The 15951-nt window shown below is 47.4% G+C and carries 19 protein-coding genes; 9 read left to right on the top strand and 10 right to left on the bottom strand.

Going from position 1 to position 15951, the window contains the following annotated elements:
- Positions 1-11 precede the first annotated feature (11 nt).
- Both cbiQ and MTBMA_RS01390 read left to right on the top strand, forming a co-directional pair.
- Complete coding sequence (cbiQ, locus tag MTBMA_RS01395; protein WP_013295119.1) at positions 12-806, top strand: cobalt ECF transporter T component CbiQ; 795 nt, start codon at positions 12-14, stop codon at positions 804-806.
- A complete protein-coding gene (locus tag MTBMA_RS01390; protein ID WP_013295118.1) occupies positions 803-1738 on the top strand; it encodes an ATP-binding cassette domain-containing protein in 936 nt (311 codons plus the stop codon). Before cbiQ ends, MTBMA_RS01390 begins: the two co-directional genes overlap by 4 nt.
- A 19-nt stretch (positions 1739-1757) precedes the next feature.
- On the opposite strand, the gene MTBMA_RS01385 is transcribed toward MTBMA_RS01390, so the two are convergent.
- Positions 1758-2837, bottom strand: coding sequence for a type II secretion system F family protein (locus MTBMA_RS01385; protein ID WP_013295117.1), 1080 nt, complete (start codon positions 2835-2837; stop codon positions 1758-1760).
- 11 nt (positions 2838-2848) lie between these two features.
- On the bottom strand, positions 2849-4420 hold the full coding sequence (locus tag MTBMA_RS01380; protein ID WP_013295116.1) for an ATPase, T2SS/T4P/T4SS family: 1572 nt from the start codon (positions 4418-4420) through the stop codon (positions 2849-2851).
- Positions 4421-4461: 41 nt separating this feature from the next.
- Here MTBMA_RS01380 and MTBMA_RS01375 point away from each other — a divergent pair, with 41 nt between their 5' ends.
- Entirely contained in the window at positions 4462-5388 is a 927-nt protein-coding gene (locus MTBMA_RS01375; RefSeq protein ID WP_238523383.1) for a 50S ribosomal protein L11 methyltransferase, read from the top strand.
- A gap of 75 nt (positions 5389-5463) precedes the next feature.
- Here the strand turns inward: MTBMA_RS01375 and MTBMA_RS01370 are convergent, their stop codons facing one another.
- Genes MTBMA_RS01370 through pth2 form a run of 5 tightly spaced genes read right to left on the bottom strand, consistent with a single transcriptional unit; the run spans position 5464 to position 8212 of the window.
- Complete coding sequence (locus MTBMA_RS01370) at positions 5464-6699, bottom strand: tripartite tricarboxylate transporter permease (RefSeq protein WP_048901261.1); 1236 nt, start codon at positions 6697-6699, stop codon at positions 5464-5466.
- A gap of 22 nt (positions 6700-6721) precedes the next feature.
- Positions 6722-6991, bottom strand: coding sequence for an elongation factor 1-beta (locus MTBMA_RS01365; protein ID WP_013295113.1), 270 nt, complete (start codon positions 6989-6991; stop codon positions 6722-6724).
- A 49-nt stretch (positions 6992-7040) separates the two neighbouring features.
- Entirely contained in the window at positions 7041-7202 is a 162-nt protein-coding gene (locus MTBMA_RS01360) for a zinc finger domain-containing protein (RefSeq protein WP_013295112.1), read from the bottom strand.
- Complete coding sequence (locus MTBMA_RS01355) at positions 7203-7853, bottom strand: amino acid kinase family protein (RefSeq protein ID WP_013295111.1); 651 nt, start codon at positions 7851-7853, stop codon at positions 7203-7205. It abuts the gene before it with no gap.
- Between the two features lie 20 nt (positions 7854-7873).
- On the bottom strand, positions 7874-8212 hold the full coding sequence (pth2, locus tag MTBMA_RS01350; RefSeq protein ID WP_013295110.1) for an aminoacyl-tRNA hydrolase: 339 nt from the start codon (positions 8210-8212) through the stop codon (positions 7874-7876).
- 252 nt (positions 8213-8464) lie between these two features.
- Here pth2 and hmtA2 point away from each other — a divergent pair, with 252 nt between their 5' ends.
- On the top strand, positions 8465-8671 hold the full coding sequence (gene hmtA2 / locus MTBMA_RS01345) for a histone HmtA2 (protein ID WP_013295109.1): 207 nt from the start codon (positions 8465-8467) through the stop codon (positions 8669-8671).
- Positions 8672-8919: 248 nt separating this feature from the next.
- Positions 8920-10695: a ribosome biogenesis/translation initiation ATPase RLI gene (locus tag MTBMA_RS01340; RefSeq protein WP_013295108.1), complete on the top strand. Its 1776-nt coding sequence runs from the start codon at positions 8920-8922 to the stop codon at positions 10693-10695.
- 255 nt (positions 10696-10950) lie between these two features.
- Here the strand turns inward: MTBMA_RS01340 and MTBMA_RS01335 are convergent, their stop codons facing one another.
- The 3 genes from MTBMA_RS01335 to MTBMA_RS01325 all read right to left on the bottom strand — a co-directional run bounded on the left by MTBMA_RS01335 (position 10951) and on the right by MTBMA_RS01325 (position 13697).
- Positions 10951-12108 (bottom strand): pyridoxal phosphate-dependent aminotransferase, encoded by a 1158-nt coding sequence (locus MTBMA_RS01335; RefSeq protein WP_013295107.1) that lies wholly within the window; start codon positions 12106-12108, stop codon positions 10951-10953.
- Between the two features lie 264 nt (positions 12109-12372).
- Positions 12373-13077 carry a DNA repair and recombination protein RadB gene (gene radB, locus MTBMA_RS01330; protein WP_013295106.1) on the bottom strand — a complete coding sequence of 235 codons (705 nt, stop codon included), beginning with the start codon at positions 13075-13077 and terminating at the stop codon, positions 12373-12375.
- Positions 13074-13697 (bottom strand): L-threonylcarbamoyladenylate synthase, encoded by a 624-nt coding sequence (locus tag MTBMA_RS01325; protein ID WP_013295105.1) that lies wholly within the window; start codon positions 13695-13697, stop codon positions 13074-13076. The genes radB and MTBMA_RS01325 overlap by 4 nt, the downstream gene beginning before the upstream one ends.
- Positions 13698-13752: 55 nt before the next feature.
- On the opposite strand from MTBMA_RS01325, the gene pgsA reads away from it, so the two are divergent.
- The 4 genes from pgsA to MTBMA_RS01305 are packed head-to-tail and all read left to right on the top strand — an operon-like array spanning position 13753 to position 15906.
- Positions 13753-14322 (top strand): archaetidylinositol phosphate synthase, encoded by a 570-nt coding sequence (gene pgsA, locus MTBMA_RS01320; protein WP_013295104.1) that lies wholly within the window; start codon positions 13753-13755, stop codon positions 14320-14322.
- A gap of 45 nt (positions 14323-14367) precedes the next feature.
- A complete protein-coding gene (locus MTBMA_RS01315; protein WP_013295103.1) occupies positions 14368-14601 on the top strand; it encodes a DUF357 domain-containing protein in 234 nt (77 codons plus the stop codon).
- A gap of 22 nt (positions 14602-14623) precedes the next feature.
- Positions 14624-15265 carry a TIGR00153 family protein gene (locus tag MTBMA_RS01310; RefSeq protein ID WP_238523382.1) on the top strand — a complete coding sequence of 214 codons (642 nt, stop codon included), beginning with the start codon at positions 14624-14626 and terminating at the stop codon, positions 15263-15265.
- Positions 15265-15906, top strand: coding sequence for a DUF434 domain-containing protein (locus tag MTBMA_RS01305; RefSeq protein WP_013295101.1), 642 nt, complete (start codon positions 15265-15267; stop codon positions 15904-15906). Before MTBMA_RS01310 ends, MTBMA_RS01305 begins: the two co-directional genes overlap by 1 nt.
- The last annotated feature ends 45 nt before the right edge of the window (positions 15907-15951 follow it).

Genomic DNA, 15951 nt, shown 5'->3' with positions numbered 1-15951 from the left:
GGGGAAGCTGAATGGAAGACCTCATAAACATAGAGAGGGAAAGCCTTAAGGAGAGTTCAATACACAGCCTTGATGGGCGTGTCAAGCTCATAATAACATTTATCATAATCGTCTTTGCGGTTGCCACGCAGAGTATTACAACACTCATCCTCATGGAGATTTACCTTATCTTATTGATCTTCCTCTCAAATGTATCACCATCCTATGCCATTAAAAGGCTCATTCTCATACTCCCATTCGGTGGATTCATAGCACTCTTCCAGCCATTCATAAGGCCCGGGGACGTGATCTGGGCAGGGCCGTTTGGATTTGACATAACCCTTCAGGGCATCATCTTCGGGGCGCTGCTTCTCGGGAAGGTAACTGTGAGTGTGACCGCAGTGATACTTCTCTCCTCAACAACGTCAATGCAGGAACTTGTCGGCTCAGCAAGGAGAATCGGTGTCCCCTCCGACTTTGCGATGCTCTTAAACCTCACCGTCAGGTACCTCTTCTTCTTCTATGACGAACTTGAAAGAATAAGGAATGCCCAGAAAACCCGCTGCTTTGATATCTGGAACAAAAATGTGCCCTACCGGTGGAGGCTGAGGAAGGTGGGTGAAACCATTGCCATGATGTTCCTTCGGGCATATGAACAAGGGGAAAGGGTGTATCTCAGCATGCTTAGCCGCGGTTACACACCTGAAAGCAGGATGTACACAGCAGCCTCCAAGATAGGAAGAAGGGAAGTGCTGTTTGTGGCTGCGAATATCATGATACTTGCGGTTCTTCACGTCATGCAGACGTCGCTTCCGGTGATGAAATGATTCAGGTGAAGAACCTCACCTACACCTACCCAGATGGCACCACAGCCCTTAGAAACATTAACATGGAAATAGGGAGAGGTGAACGGGTTGCCGTCATAGGTCCCAACGGGGCCGGTAAGTCAACACTCTTTCTGCACCTCAACGGAATACTCAGGCCATCAGCCGGTGAGATAATAATCGATGGAGAGAAAATCAATTACAGCAAATCTGAACTTATCAGGATAAGGCAAAAGGTGGGTATAGTTTTCCAGAACCCCGATGATCAGCTCTTCTCCCCAACAGTGAGGGATGATGTTGCCTTTGGCCCCATGAACCTTGGACTCAGTGAAGATGAGGTCGAGGAAAGGGTCAGGGAGTCACTTGAAAGGGTGGGTATGTCCGGCTATGAAGAAAGGGCGCCACACCATCTGAGCGGTGGTGAGAAGAAGAGGGTGGCCATTGCAGGAATCCTGGCAATGAAGCCTGAAATAATGGTCCTTGACGAGCCCACAACAGGACTGGACCCTGAAACTGCCGATGAGATAATCGAGATACTCCTTGAACTGAGCAGTGAGGGCATAACAGTTATAATATCTTCCCACGACGTTGAAATCCTCAGCCAGTTCGCTGAAAGGATCTTTGTTCTAAACAGCGGCGAACTCATAGCCGAGGGAACAGCCGGTGAAATCTTTGGAGAGCCTGAAATAATAAGAAAAGCCAGTTTAAGACTTCCCAGGACCGCTGAACTCATGAACCGCCTCAGAATGGCGGGCTTTGATGTTGATGTTAAACTAACGGTGGAGGAAGCATACCATGAACTCCTGCACCTTCTTGGGGCAGAAGCATACCACAGGCTCCTTCACTTTCTGGGTGAAAAAAGACAGCATAAACTCATGCACCTTCTCGGGGATGAGAAGTACCATGAACTTCTACATGTGCTTCGGGAGCGATGAATGCCGTATCACAATATATCTAAAGTTTTGGCTCAAGCCTCTTGATCATGAAGGCCATGAACCCCACCAGCATTGGGAAGAGGAACAGGTATATCAGTATAATGGCTATGGGTGGCAGGACCGACCCCATAACAGTGGATGCTGCTAGGAGCATTACAAGGAATATGACGGGTCCCAGAATCGCAAGGAACATGTAGATCATGGTGAAGGAGTTGAGCTTCTGGGAATAATCCTTGAGCTTCATCCTCATCTCATAGGCAATATCATCCGCAATAACATTGAGTGTCTTGGAGAGATCCCCACCACTGTTGAGGGTCCTTGTGATCTGGTAGACGGCCCTCTTGAGGCCATCCGATTCTATGCGGTTACTCATCTCAATGAGGGCGCTCTCAGTGGTCTCACCATACTTGATCTCCTCAAGGGTCCTCGCAAACTCCTCAGAAAGGGCCCCATAGCCAGACATTGCAACTGAACGCATACTGTCATGGAGTCCAAGGCCTGATTTCAGTTCAGTGGCCATCTGACGGAGTGCAAAGGGCAGTTCCCTGGAAGCCTCACTTGAACGTTTGCCCTTCTGAAGGTTCGGGAGGAATATGATGATTATGGCCATGAAGAGGACAGCCAGCATCATTGCAAGGCCTATCTCGATCCCGAAGCCAAGGACGACCATCACAATCAGCAGCACCGCCCCTGAGCCCCCGCCAAGTATCATTATGAGTTTGGGGTCGAGCTGCTCCTTCTCCTCCTCCTTCAGGATCTCCTCAAGGGACGCCCTCTGAAAGCTTTCACGGGTTGCGCTATCCTCTCCCCTCTCTTCAAGTCTCTTATCTGCCTCTATAAGGCCCTTGAAAACTTCTATCTCCTCAGGGGTCATCTTCATCCTGCTTATAACCCTCGCTGACCCCCTCCTTGAGAGAAACCCTGGCTTTGGTTTCTTAGATTCCCTCTTCAGGATTCCCCCTGGTTTTCCAATTGGGGGAGCCTTTGGCTTTATCTCACCTATCTTCTTAACGGGCTTCTGAACGCCCTCACCCACCTTCTTCGTGGATGTCAGGGTGAGTCCCCCGAGTTTATCGAATATATCCCTGATTGAGACCATTGTATCTGTCCTCAGAGTATGCTGTCAAGAACACCGTCCGGGTCCCTGTAGTACTCATTTATGTAGTGTCCAACCTCATCTATGGACCTTACGTTCTCATCGGCCAGGTATTCAAGGACGAGTCTTCTCCTTTCGATTTCCTCCTCTATCTCATTTATGCTTATGGCCCTGAGTTCAGCTATCTCCCTGAGGGTCTGGCTGGCTATTCCAACGTATTCCACCTTATCTGTTACGCTGTTCCATTCAAAGACCCTGTTGAGCTGAACATTGCCCTCCTCCATACCCACAACCTCGGCAACCTCTGTTATCCTCCTTATGGAACCCCCTTCGGGGCGGTACATCCTGTTCTGCATTATTATAAAGTCAAGGGCGGGTATCATTATCCTTGGCACGTTCATGGGAGGGTTTATGAGACGGGTTATTGTTTCCCTGGCGGTGTTTGCGTGAAGCGTTCCAAAACCACTGTGCCCTGTGTTGAGGGCTGTGAAGAGTGTTATTGCCTCTCCACCCCTGACCTCCCCGACGATCACCCTGTCGGGTCTCTGACGGAGGGAGTTCTTAACCAGGGTGTCCATGTCCAGTTCCCCCTTACCCTCTATGTTTGGTGGCCTTGTCTCCATCCTCAGGACGTGGGTGTGGGGCAGCTGAAGTTCCAGTGTATCCTCAATTGTTATGATACGCTCGGTTGGGGGTACAAAGGCCGATATTGTGTTGAGGGTTGTTGTTTTACCTGAACCAGTACCCCCTGCAACTATGGCGTTGCATGGCTTCACCCCGAGCCCATCAGTGCAGACCCAGAGGAAAGCCGCAAGATGGGAGGACATGGTCTTGAAGTTGATGAGATCCACTACAGTGAAGGGATCCTTCCTGAATTTTCGTATGGTGAGTGTCGACCCGTCCGGAGATACAGGTGGTATTGTTGCATTGATCCTTGAGCCGTCAGGCAGCCTTGCATCCAGTATGGGTGTCTGCTGGTCTATACGCCTGTTCACCTGCCTTGCAATGAGGTCAATGATGGCCTTTATATCGTCATCGTCCTTGAAGACCACGTTGGTTATCATCATACCCATCTTCCTGTGGTAGACAAAGACGGGTTTGTTGACACCGATTACCATTATCTCCTCGAGGTCATCATCCTTGATGAGTGGGTCAAGTTCCCCGTATCCCAGCATCTCCTGGGAGATCTGCTTGGCGAGTTTATCGACATTGCGAACCCCCTTCATCTTGAGAAATTCCTTAACCTCCGACATGAAGGTGGATTCGTCTATCCTGAAATCCTCACCCTTGGATACTGCAACCTCAACAAGTTTTTCACGGATCTCGTTTAGGAGTTCCCTTTCCTTCTCAGAGAACTTTGGAAGGGACACCTTGTATTTGGGTATGAGGTCGCCCTCGATGATTTCAACATCCTTTATATCGGGACCGCGGGGGGCGGGCTTCGGTGATGGCTTTTCAAGCACCTTTTCAACCTTGAATTCCGATTCCGCAGGCCTTTCCCTTTTTTCTTCCCTTGGAGTCGCTTCCTCATCCGCTGCGAATTCTCCGAGAATTTCCCTCAGAATCTCCTTCCTCTTGTCCCTCATGTTACTCATCTTTTAATATGTGGAGGATAATATTTAAGTGTATGTCAGCAAGGTGTCCCGTCTGTGGGGAGGTTCTTTGTGCACATAACAAGCATGAACTGTGGGGTTATTACGATCCCTGTGAGGGCTGTATAAACCCCGGCTTCAGGAAGTTCAGGCCCATAATGGAACAGGTGACTGAATCGGCACTTGAAGAATGTGAATGTGGCAGGAGGCACCTTGATTCTGTAATGGCACAGGTATCCATGATCCTTATAGAGAATGGGGTCATTCCAAAAAATGCCAGGTTGAGGGACGCCGGTGTTCCGCTCATAACTCCTGCATTTCCCCTCAAATCGGCCCCCTTCCTGGCAGAGGATTCGCTTGTTCTTCTAACACCTGCCATCACTGGGAAAACTGCGGAGATGATAATAACTGATGTGCCTGAGGTTAAGGGTGTCATAAGGGGCGATCCCTCAGTGACACCAGGGGTTATGGATTCATCAATGACCCCCCATGTTTATGATCTTCTTGAAGGCTGTGATATGAGGTGTGACATCATAGAGACTCCTGCAGGTTCAATGTCCATATACCGGAGGCAGAGCAGGCTTCACATAGAATTTTCAGGGGGTAAAAACAAAAAAATAGAAGCAGCTGCCAGGGAAATCCTATCAATTCGTCCAGAGACTGTTCTTGACGCCACCTGCGGCCCGGGTACCCTGGGAATATTTGCGCTGATGGCAGGTGCAGATAGGGTTGTCTTCAATGACATCTGGAGGGATGCATGTGAGATGACGCGCCTTAACCTTCAGATCAATGGCTTCAGGAAGGAAAGGTTCAGAATATACTCTGAGGACATCAGAGAACTGCCTGAAATCCTAGATGAGAAATTTGAGCTATGTATTGTGGATCCATTCCCAGGTGTGGAAGTAAAAGAGTTCCTTGATGCTGCAGGAAAACTGGCAGAAAGGATCCTGCTGATTCAGTGACCCCCAGACATGGAACCTCCAGAATCTGGTTGTTTTTAGGCCCATTTTTAACTGATATTCTCAGATGATTGAAACTTAAATTCCCATGTAAATAACCACCGCAGGAAGCACAAGGACCCCCATGAGATGTGACTTGCTTATACCTGCACAGTGGGGGATGATCCCAAAGGCAGTGGATGTCAGGAGCGCCACTGCAATGAACAGCAGGCTTGCACCCTCCATGATGGCGAAAAAGAAGATGGATGCCATCATAAAGAGCATTACGCAGGCCGATACCCTTCTATAGTTGATACCTGAGAGGCTGGATGCAAGATGATCGCCCAGTTTTATGGAGGCTACTGCAGCTGCAGAGACAGCAAGGATAGACGCTGATATGAAGAGCATGAGATGGGCCATGCTGACATCCTGAACAATCTCTGAAATGTAGACCGCAATGCCGCTTCTGGGGTTTCCTATGAGATAGAGTGTGAGGAGCGAGAAGAGTGCGTCTGATGTGTTCAGACCTGAAATTGCCATGATGAAATCCTCAGGTGCATCCTCACCACCTGAACCTGTGAGTGAGGCTGCTATCATCCCGCCCTGGGCCGGTCCAAATCCCGGGAGAAACCCCAGTAAAACAGATGCCAGGCCACCTGCAGATACCGACCTCAGGGTGTTCATGTTGAACTCTGTGAACTGAACCCTGCTCTGTTCAGGAATATCTGATGCTGAATTTAAACTGTAAAGGAGGGTGCTGAGTCCAAAAAACCCTGTAAAAAGTGTCATGAGCCCAAGACCCGGTGATATGGGCGTCTGAAACATGAGCCACCCCATCGCACCTGAGAAGAGAAAAAGCACCGAAGCCCAGATAACGGCCTCAAAATTTCTGCTGAGTTTTATTATCATGTAAAAAGATACCAGAATCAGAATCAACCATATATGGGGTCTGAGAAAATTGTACAGTGGTGGTAAAATCAGAAAGAGCGATGGTAGGAGAATTATTGTGATGAGGATCCCTCCAACACCACCAACCGTGGCCGCCCTTATGGCCTCCCCGGCCTTACCTTCCAGCACCATCCGGTGAGAGGGGAGGACAGAGATGGCTGTTCCCTCATCGGGCACCCCAAGAAGCGCTGAGGGTATGAACTCAAGAAGGGCGTGTGCCACTGAAAGTGATAATAAAAAAACAGCGAGGAATTCCTCAGATACATGAAGGTGGGTTGACGATGCGAAAATGAATGCTCCCACAGTATTAACATGGATACCTGGAATCAGGCCCGTTAATATGCCAGTGATGATCCCAAGAAAGCAGGCAAAAAGGATATCTGTTATCCCAATCACCCGGAAAGGGGAGCTACATTAACCTTCTCACATCGGTTACCTCTATGTTGCTGACACCATCAATACCCGCGAGGCTCTCCTCAGCGGCTTCGGTTCCGCCCTCGGCATCGCCCACAACAACCATCACATTTAGTGCAACGAGGCCAAATGCTATTGGCTCCTCCTCTATTTTGTGAAGCTCAGTACCCTCGGGTATCCTTGATTCAATTTCCTTCTTGAGTGCCTCAAGGTCAACCTCTGGACTTTCAGGCATAACCCTTATGGTAGCTACTACATCTCCCATGAAATACCTCCACACAGAATCTTGAGTAATACTAATTTATATATTTTTCCTATGGTCCCTCGAATCCACAGCTGCACCTGTAGGTGTGTCCGAAGGTCCTGCACTTCTGGCACCTGTAGATCATCTCGCCACACATGGGGCATTCAAATTTCACATAGGTTTCAACCAGAGGTATCTCCTGCTTACAGGATGTGCATTCCATCTTTGTCATCTAATCACCTCTTATAACTGTACATATAACTTCTGAAGCACCTGCCCTTAAAATGGACAGCACCCTCTCGGGAAACTTCCCGTTTGCAACATAACAATCAGTTTTCAGTTTAATGAGAAGTTCAGGTAGTGCTTCGTCCACTGATGTCTCACCAAAAGATAGTAAGTTTTTAGCACTTATCTCATTTATAAGTTTAGCATCACTGGCAGGTGGCCTCTCAGTATATATACCATCTACATCTGTTGCTATTAAAAGTTTCGCCCCGAGCATGTGTGCTATTATGAGTGAGAGGGAATCCGAGGTCACCCTCCATGAGTGTTCCACGGGATCAGTAAAACGCAGGAGTTCAGATGGCAGTATCACAGGTGTCAGACCACTCCCGACTACCTCCCTGCACTCCCCAAGTGTCCTCACTGGAACAGCAGATTCACAAAGGTCAGAAAGCAGTCTTCCAGTAATATCCATGCAGAGTATGGCCGAATCATGGGCCGCGCTTTCAGAAAATCCCGAAATCCTGTCGTAGTACCTCACTCTATCTGCAAAATCCCCACCACCACAAACAACAGCAACCCCTGTTCCTTCAAGGCTTTTAAGAAGTTCTGCAGCATTTTCAGGGAATAGGCTACCCCCTATCTTAACAAGCCAGTCCATAATATCACCATATTCCAGCCTCAGAGAAGTTTGAGGTCGCCTGTTATTTTATCTATCTTCTCATCCTCATCGGGCCCTATGCCCAGACATGTGATGGTGCCTGCAGGTATCTGGGTATGGCCGGCGTCCCTCACAAGATAGTATGAGATCCCCGAATCCTTCACAGATTCGTATATCTCCAGGAGCTCATCAAGGCTCTTAACTGAAACTATAACCTTCTTTGAACCATCAATTTCCCATCTTCTGATTTTATCAGGATCTGTTTTTTTGAATGAACCAATAGAAGCATGACAGGCCTGGGCTGCTATTTTACCCTTTCCCATCTTCAGATCAGACCTCACTATTATGACCTGTTTCATTTTCCCACCATCCGGGTCTATATTGGTTGATACTAATAACTGTTTCCAGCGCGAAAAAATGAAAAGTCATCAGTGCTCATCTCATGCACACCTCAACCAGAGGTGCCCCTCCAAACCAGAAGGTTGGTGCCAGTGTTACAGTGACAATCTGCAAGGCGGGGAAGTATAGAATCATGATATGGATGGAAAAGAGTGCCGAAAAATCGATAAATTTAAATAGTATTTGGTTAAATATAGAATTGAGGTGATATTATGGCCGAATTACCCATAGCACCAGTTGGGAGAATAATAAAAAATGCCGGTGCCCAGAGAATAAGCGACGACGCAAGGGAAACACTTGCAAAAATTCTGGAAGACAAAGGCGAAGAAATAGCAGCAGAAGCTGTTAAACTAGCAAAACACGCCGGCAGAAAAACTGTTAAAGCATCAGACATAGAACTGGCCGTTAAAAAGCTATAAATGGCCATTTCTATTTTTATTTTAAGTTTCATACTTCTGTATCCCCGTCAGGTCAATGGCCGGTGGGTTTGGAAATGACTGAATTTTAAGTGTCATACTTCAGTATCCTTCGGGACTGTTGACTATTTATTCCCCCGGCAACAATAATTCAAAGGGGGCCTGAATTTCTGAGAATGAATTTATTTACCACCCCACATACCATAATCAACCGAAACTGAATTTTCATCCTCATACTAATGGTGATAGAATTGACCAGAATCTCAATACTCGATCATGATAGATGCCAGCCAAAGAAATGCAACTACGTCTGCATAGAGTACTGTCCTGGAGTTAGAATGGATGAGGACACCATAACAATTGATGAGAAAACAAAGAAGCCCCTCATATCCGAGGAACTGTGTTCCGGTTGTGGTATATGCACAAAAAGGTGTCCATTCAAGGCCATAAGTGTTATAAATCTTCCCGAGGCCCTTGAAGACCCGGTTCACAGGTACGGTCAGAACATGTTTGAACTCTTCGGTCTCCCCACCGTGACAGAGGGGGATGTGATTGGGCTGATAGGTCCAAACGGTATCGGGAAGTCAACAATCATAAGGATACTGTCGGGGGAACTCAGGCCAAACCTCGGCAACTTCCAGGACCCACCAGGTTGGGATGAGGTTATAAACCATTTCAGGGGATCCCAGCTGCAGAATTACTTCCAGAACCTCAGTGAAGGAAAGGTAACCGTTGTGCACAAACCCCAGATGGTGGATAAGATCCCGAAATACGTTAAGGGAAAGGTTGAGGATCTGCTTCTGAGTATAGATTCAAAGAGAACAGATGAAGTAGTTGAAACCCTCGAGATTGGGGAGATAATGGGTCGTGAGATATCAAACCTCAGCGGGGGTGAACTCCAGAGCGTGGCAATCGCAGCTGCAGCTCTACGTGAAGCAGATTTCTATTACTTTGATGAGCCAACCTCATGGCTGGATGTGAGGCAGAGGCTCAATGCAATAAGGGTCATAAGGTCCCTTGCAGAGGCAGGAAAATCCGTTATGGTGATAGAACACGACATGGCCGCCCTTGATGCAATGTCAGACTACGTCCACATACTCTACGGTAAGCCAGGTGGATACGGGGTTGTATCCAACCGCCGCGGTGTCCGGGTGGGGATCAACACCTACATCAGGGGTTTCCTCAGGGAGGAGAACGTGAGATTTCGCGATCATGAAATAGAATTCAAGGTAAAACCCCCAAGAGCCGAGGAAGAGGGTGAGGTCCTTGTGGAGTACTCAAAGATGATAAAGTCCCATGCAGCATTCAGCCTTAATGTTGAGGAGGGCACAGTATACCTCAACGAGGTTGTTACTGCCTTCGGACCAAACGGTATAGGTAAAACAACCTTTGCAAGGATCCTTGCAGGTGTTGAAAAGCCCGATGAAGGGAATGTCAAAAGGAAGATAAAGATATCCTACAAGCCCCAGTACCTTTCATCGGATTATGCCGGTACCGTGGAGGAATTCCTGTATGCAAACGCCCCTTCATATGGATCGAACCTGTTCAAAAGCGAGATCATGAGGCCATTCAATCTTGAGGAGATACTTGACAAGGCAGTTAATGAGCTGAGTGGCGGTGAGCTGCAGCGCCTTGCAGTTGCAGTTGCTCTCTCCAGGGATGCGGAACTTTATGTTCTGGACGAACCAACAGCATTCCTTGACGTTGAACAGCGTCTGCTTGCAGCCAAGGCCATAAGAAGGATAATTGAAAGCAGGAATGCGTCTGCCATGATAATTGACCATGACATAATCTTCATTGACTACATATCCGACAGAGCCATGGTCTTCAGTGGTAAACCTGGAGTTGAGGGACGCGCTGGAAGCCCCACCGAACTCAGGGAAGCTATGAACACATTCCTCAGTGAAACAGGGATAACCTTCAGGAGGGATAAGGAAACAAAAAGGCCGCGTGTTAACAAGCCTGGAAGTTTCCTTGACAGGCAGCAGAAGGAGATGGGGGAATACTACTACCTGAAAACAGAATAATATGAATGAACACACAACCTTCTTTTCAAAAACTCCCTAAGATATCCACCAGAACACCTCCCCTTTATTTTTCCAAGGAACCACTTATGCACTCATAATCTGCGTTAATTGAAGGAGAGAATAGCGAATTATCTGCAAAAAAGCCTCAAAAAACAGATCCTAAAAAATAAAAATTACAACTAGCAGATTATCTAGATTATCTGCAAATTAGCCCAAAAAAGCATTTTCAGATTAAAAAAACTAAAAATTGTGAAATTATGATGGCCTAAGGAACTCCATCACATCCACAAAGTTCTCAGCGAATATCTCGACCTGCTCAGTTGGTATGGAGAAGCTGAGACGTATGTACCTGTCCCCGAATATCTTGCTGGTGTATGCACCCTGCCTTACAAAGATCTTCCTCTTAAGAAGGTAGTCTGTAAGGTCAACGGGGTTCACACCGGTTTCATGTATATCTATGGCCATCATGTTTCCATTTGATGGGTAAACCGGGAGAAATGCCCCTTCAACCTCTTCAACAGCGTCCCTGATGATCCTCTGGTTTTTGAAGGTCACATCCCGTATCCTGTCAACCCACCTGTCCTTTGATTTGAGGGCTGCAATTGCACCTGCCTGGGATACAACATTTGTACCGAGGTCATTTATGACGATGCTCTTCACTGACTCAACAATGTCTGCAGTTGCAACAATCGCACCTATCCTGAGACCTGCCATCCCGCATATCTTGGAAAAGCTGTACACTGTAACTGTATGGTCGGGGGCGTAATCAGCTGCAAGGTGGTGTTCCTGTGCAAAGTCCCTGTAGGTTATATCGTGCAGAAGGTAAACATCATGGTCCACTGCAATGTCTGCAAATGCCTTTATCTCATCCAGTGTATATGATGACCCCAGTGGATTCAGGGGGTCAATGAGTGAAATCAGGCGGGTGTTACTGTCCATATTCTCAAGCACAAGGTCAGGTGTCAGTTTATACCCACATTCACTGCTGTATATTGGGACCGATGTGACACTGCATGCGAATCTGCTTGCAAAGTTGTCAATTATCAGGTACCCTGGATCACATGTTATGGCATTGTCCTCAGGGTTGAGAATATCATTCATGCAGAGATACAGGGACTCTGTACCTCCGGCGGTTATGAGGGCCTCAAAGCCATCCCCCAGTCCCAGATCCTTCAGTACAAGTTCCTTGAGTTCCGGGAATCCCTCAGGAGGAGGATACTTACAGTAACTACCCTCATTTATGCAATCAATCATGGCTTCCGCTATTTCAGAGTGATCATGAAGATGGTTGGTGTTCTGACCCATCCATATCATTTCTTTGTCCTTGAAGACGTAGTTAAAAAACTCATTTGAAGTTTTAAAGCCGTTTGGCGGCACTTTTGCGGCTTTAGCATATTTTTTAGGAGAAATCATTTTATCACATCAGCACCAGAGTATCCTAATGAAAGAGAAGAAGGCTTCTCTTATCTACCCGAGGCTGAACCTCAACCATAGGCCACACTATTACCGTGTTCTATATCATATTAAACAAACCACTTAATAAACTTTGTTCAGCATCAGAGATTCTGTAATAAAATTCTGGGCCCATATCCTACTCTAAGGACCCAGATTAACCTCCCGGCGCCCGGCCAGATGATAATAGAAGACCTATCCTGGAAAAATTAAAATCCCTCAAGCTCAGACAATACCCTCAGGAACTATCCTGAAACTGGCTCTCAAACCTTCAGGTCTGTTTCTGTGCCTTCTGAGTATAGCAACTCTTTCACCTGGCCTATCACCCATTTCAAGTTCAACAATTGTTTTGGACCAGTACCTCAGGAGGGTCCCGCCAACGGGACTCACCCTCTCCACCCCATCATCTCCCCTCAGGGAATATATCTGGTTGGTTATAACCACCGCAAGGTCAAATCTTCTGGCCATCTGCAGAAGAAGGAAAAGCTGTCTTCCAAGATCAACATTGAAATTAGATCCGTTACCCTCCTTTAGACGGTATAGGGCCACCGCGGAATCAAGTACAATGAGGTCCACTGAATCGCCATGGTTTTTGAGGACATTCAGTGTTTTTTGAATGGCTTCACCCTGCTCTGTGAAGCTAGATGGTTCAAAAACTATTATATTATCGGCAACCCTTTCAAATGAAGATCCTGAAACCTGTCTTATTCTTTCAACAGAAATTCCGCCCTCAGTATCTATAAAAACTGTCTTCTTATCTCTCTTTGAAGTTTCAACTGCAAGTTTAATTGCGATGTTGGTTTTGCCAGAAGCTGGGGGTCCATAGAACTGTGTGATGGTCCCCCTCTCAACACCCCCTCCAAGGATGGAGTCAATGGATGAACCGGTGGGGAGCCTCCCGTTTTCACCGAGCTCCATAAGGGTCCTCATCTTATACACCTGAAAATCCTGTGGATAACTTCAGGGTCCCCCCTACCCATCCTGAGAACAGCTGGTGGTTCAACTGTAAGATCCACAACCGTGGATGGTTCAGTGCTATCACATTCGCCTGCATCAAGCATGAGGTCAACCTCCAGATCCCCCATTATATCATGGGGGTTAGCTGATGGTTGCTTGCCTGATATATTGGCGCTTGTGGCTGTCACAGGAAACCTTGCTGATATCCTTCTGCATACCTCATCATCAGGGACCCTTACACCCACCTTTGATGATCCCCCCGTGAGAATATCCGGCACCAGATCCTTCTTCTCAAGTAAAACAGTGTATGGTCCCGGCAATATCCTCCTGATTACCTCCATTGCATGCTCTGATGGTTTTGAGAACCTCGGTATCTCAGACACCCCTGAGACACATATGGATACAGGTTTATCAGGGGCCCTTCCCTTTATCCTGAAGAGCTTCCTCACTGACTCCCCGTCAAGTGCATTGACACCGAGGCCATAGATGGTATCTGTGGGGTATATCACCGCCCCGCCCCTCTCCATAACAGATATCGCCTCATCAATCACCTTTTGTGATGGGTTTTCTCTTCTGATTTTCCGGATTATCATTGAACCACCAGATCCATGACCAATTTATATATCTGTAATCAATATAAATGAGTTCATGTTGAATCAGTTCAGACCGGCACTCAGAAGGTTCATAGACCCTATCGCAGAGAAGATCGCAATACCAGCAGATTATATAACGTTCACTGGTTTCCTGGTTGCATGTGCCTCAGCTGCATCCTATGCCACAGGGAATATTATTAACGGTGCTCTGCTTCTTGCATTAAGCGGATTCATAGACGTCCTTGATGGGGCTGTTGCAAGGAGGAGGTTCAACCCCACCAGATTTGGTGGTTTCCTGGATTCAACCCTTGACAGGCTCTCAGATGGCCTGATCATCATTGGTATAACGGCAGGGGGGTTCACAGGGCTTCTCACAGGTATGCTGGCCCTCCACTCCAGCCTCATGGTCAGTTATGTGAGGGCAAGGGCCGAGTCCGAGGGCCTTGAATGCACTGTGGGTGTTGCTGAAAGGGCTGAGAGGCTCATAATACTTATTGGAGGATCCCTTGCCGGATACTTCCTTGGCTTATGGTATATGAACGCTGCCATGATAATTCTTGTAATTGCAGGTTACTTCACGGTGATCCAGAGGATGATGTACGTTCGGGGGCAGATGAAAACATAGTGCCTCAGGAAAAGTCCCTGATTAAAAGATTGATGAGGTGTTTAAATGGAATGCAGGGAACGCATAGAAAAGGACCTTGATCTTCTTGAGAAAAATTTAATGGAAATGGAATCCATAGAATTCAAAGGGGAGGAGAGGGCCATCATTGAGAGGGCCCTGAACTACAGGGACGACTCCATCTACTACCTAAAGAAGGGGGATTACATCACATCCTTCGGGTGCATAACCTACGCCCACGGCCTTCTGGATGGCCTAAGAATGCTTCACGGAATTATATGATGGAGATAAAATGAAGTTTTTCATGAAAGAGGGTAAAGTTGAGAAGTATGGGCGCAAGCACCTTGATAAGGTCATGGAATGCTACCTGAAGCTGGAGGAGCTGATGGAGGCATTTTACAGTGGTGACTGCAGAAGTGTATCTAGACTCGCAAGGGAGATAGCGGTTAGTGAGCATGAGGCCGATGAGATAAGAAGGAAAATGGAGCTTGAATTCTATGAAGGGGCCTTTCTACCATTCGACAGGGAGGACCGTATAATGCTCGTTGAGAGCATAGACAAGGTTGCTGACGTTATTGAATCAACCGCATTCACTGTATCCCTTGGAAGGGTTTCCTTTCCCTCAGGGTTCAGGGAGGACTTCCAGAGGATGATGGATGTCACAGAAAAGACTGTTCACGCCCTTAAGGAGTGCGTGGAACTCCTTGAAAGGGACCTCGGGGAGGCCATGAGGAAGGTCCATGAAATTGAGGGCCTTGAGGATGAGGTGGATGCAATTGAGAGGAAGATCATAACTGACCTCTACTCTGCCTACAGGGAGAAGGAGATGGGTGTCATAAAATTCATGGACATGAAGGAAATCACCCGGAAGATCGGGAACATTTCCGACAGGGCCGAAGATGCTTCTGACCGTGCCCTCATAATAATAGCCAAGAGAAGAGGCTGATGACCCTTAAAATGGCCGTTGAGGACCTGAAGTACCTCCTCAACAGGGGTTACCGTAAACGCGTTGCGCTTAATTTCGTTGCAAACCACTATCTTCTCGGGAAGAGGGAAAGAAATTACCTTGCAAGGTACGTCTTCTCAGATGAAACCAGAAAGAGGAGACTCTCCCGGCTGGTAAGTCCAGATTCCCTCAGGGGTGCCACTGTCCACATTGATGGCTACAATGTACTCATAGGCACAGAAAGCGTTCTTGGGGGTGAAGGGTTCTTCATTGCCCAGGATGGGTTTCTGCGGGATGTAAGGAGTGTTTCAGGGAGTTACAGGATGGGTGAAGTAACCCTGAGGGCCCTGAATGCCATAATGGATTTCCTATCAGATTCAGGTGTTAAAGAGGTGTTTTTCTACTTTGACAGGAACGTCAGCCACAGTGGCAGACTGAGGCAGATCGTCGAGGAACTCATGGATTCCCGGGAACTTGAGGGACGTGCTATTCTCTCATCATGCGTTGACAGAAGGCTTAAGAAAAGTGGGGGTGTGGTGGCAACAGCTGACGGTGCTGTGATCGACTCTGTGGAGATGGTGATTGACATTCCCCATGAGATACTCAGGAGAATCAACAAGAAGAAACCAAAGAAGGGATAATGACAGGATAGACCAATCATTTAGAAGTACAGGATCAACGCCTGG

The organism is Methanothermobacter marburgensis str. Marburg (assembly GCF_000145295.1).
Classification (GTDB): Archaea; Methanobacteriota; Methanobacteria; order Methanobacteriales; family Methanothermobacteraceae; genus Methanothermobacter; species Methanothermobacter marburgensis.
Note: the sequence above shows the minus strand (reverse complement) of the source record. Positions and strands in the feature narration are given on the sequence as shown.

What these genes read in the sequence shown, in the direction of transcription:
- MTBMA_RS01355 (WP_013295111.1), bottom strand. Translation starts at nt 7,853, where the DNA reads ATGGACTGGCTTGTTAAGATAGGGGGTAGCCTATTCCCTGAAAATGCT.
- pth2 (WP_013295110.1), bottom strand. Translation starts at nt 8,212, where the DNA reads ATGAAACAGGTCATAATAGTGAGGTCTGATCTGAAGATGGGAAAGGGT.
- pgsA (WP_013295104.1), top strand. Translation starts at nt 13,753, where the DNA reads ATGTTGAATCAGTTCAGACCGGCACTCAGAAGGTTCATAGACCCTATC.
- MTBMA_RS01310 (WP_238523382.1), top strand. Translation starts at nt 14,624, where the DNA reads ATGAAAGAGGGTAAAGTTGAGAAGTATGGGCGCAAGCACCTTGATAAG.
- MTBMA_RS01385 (WP_013295117.1), bottom strand. Translation starts at nt 2,837, where the DNA reads ATGGTCTCAATCAGGGATATATTCGATAAACTCGGGGGACTCACCCTG.
- MTBMA_RS01390 (WP_013295118.1), top strand. Translation starts at nt 803, where the DNA reads ATGATTCAGGTGAAGAACCTCACCTACACCTACCCAGATGGCACCACA.
- MTBMA_RS01335 (WP_013295107.1), bottom strand. Translation starts at nt 12,108, where the DNA reads ATGATTTCTCCTAAAAAATATGCTAAAGCCGCAAAAGTGCCGCCAAAC.
- radB (WP_013295106.1), bottom strand. Translation starts at nt 13,077, where the DNA reads ATGAGGACCCTTATGGAGCTCGGTGAAAACGGGAGGCTCCCCACCGGT.
- MTBMA_RS01375 (WP_238523383.1), top strand. Translation starts at nt 4,462, where the DNA reads ATGTCAGCAAGGTGTCCCGTCTGTGGGGAGGTTCTTTGTGCACATAAC.
- MTBMA_RS01380 (WP_013295116.1), bottom strand. Translation starts at nt 4,420, where the DNA reads ATGAGGGACAAGAGGAAGGAGATTCTGAGGGAAATTCTCGGAGAATTC.
- MTBMA_RS01360 (WP_013295112.1), bottom strand. Translation starts at nt 7,202, where the DNA reads ATGACAAAGATGGAATGCACATCCTGTAAGCAGGAGATACCTCTGGTT.
- MTBMA_RS01325 (WP_013295105.1), bottom strand. Translation starts at nt 13,697, where the DNA reads ATGATAATCCGGAAAATCAGAAGAGAAAACCCATCACAAAAGGTGATT.
- MTBMA_RS01315 (WP_013295103.1), top strand. Translation starts at nt 14,368, where the DNA reads ATGGAATGCAGGGAACGCATAGAAAAGGACCTTGATCTTCTTGAGAAA.
- MTBMA_RS01365 (WP_013295113.1), bottom strand. Translation starts at nt 6,991, where the DNA reads ATGGGAGATGTAGTAGCTACCATAAGGGTTATGCCTGAAAGTCCAGAG.
- hmtA2 (WP_013295109.1), top strand. Translation starts at nt 8,465, where the DNA reads ATGGCCGAATTACCCATAGCACCAGTTGGGAGAATAATAAAAAATGCC.
- MTBMA_RS01305 (WP_013295101.1), top strand. Translation starts at nt 15,265, where the DNA reads ATGACCCTTAAAATGGCCGTTGAGGACCTGAAGTACCTCCTCAACAGG.
- cbiQ (WP_013295119.1), top strand. Translation starts at nt 12, where the DNA reads ATGGAAGACCTCATAAACATAGAGAGGGAAAGCCTTAAGGAGAGTTCA.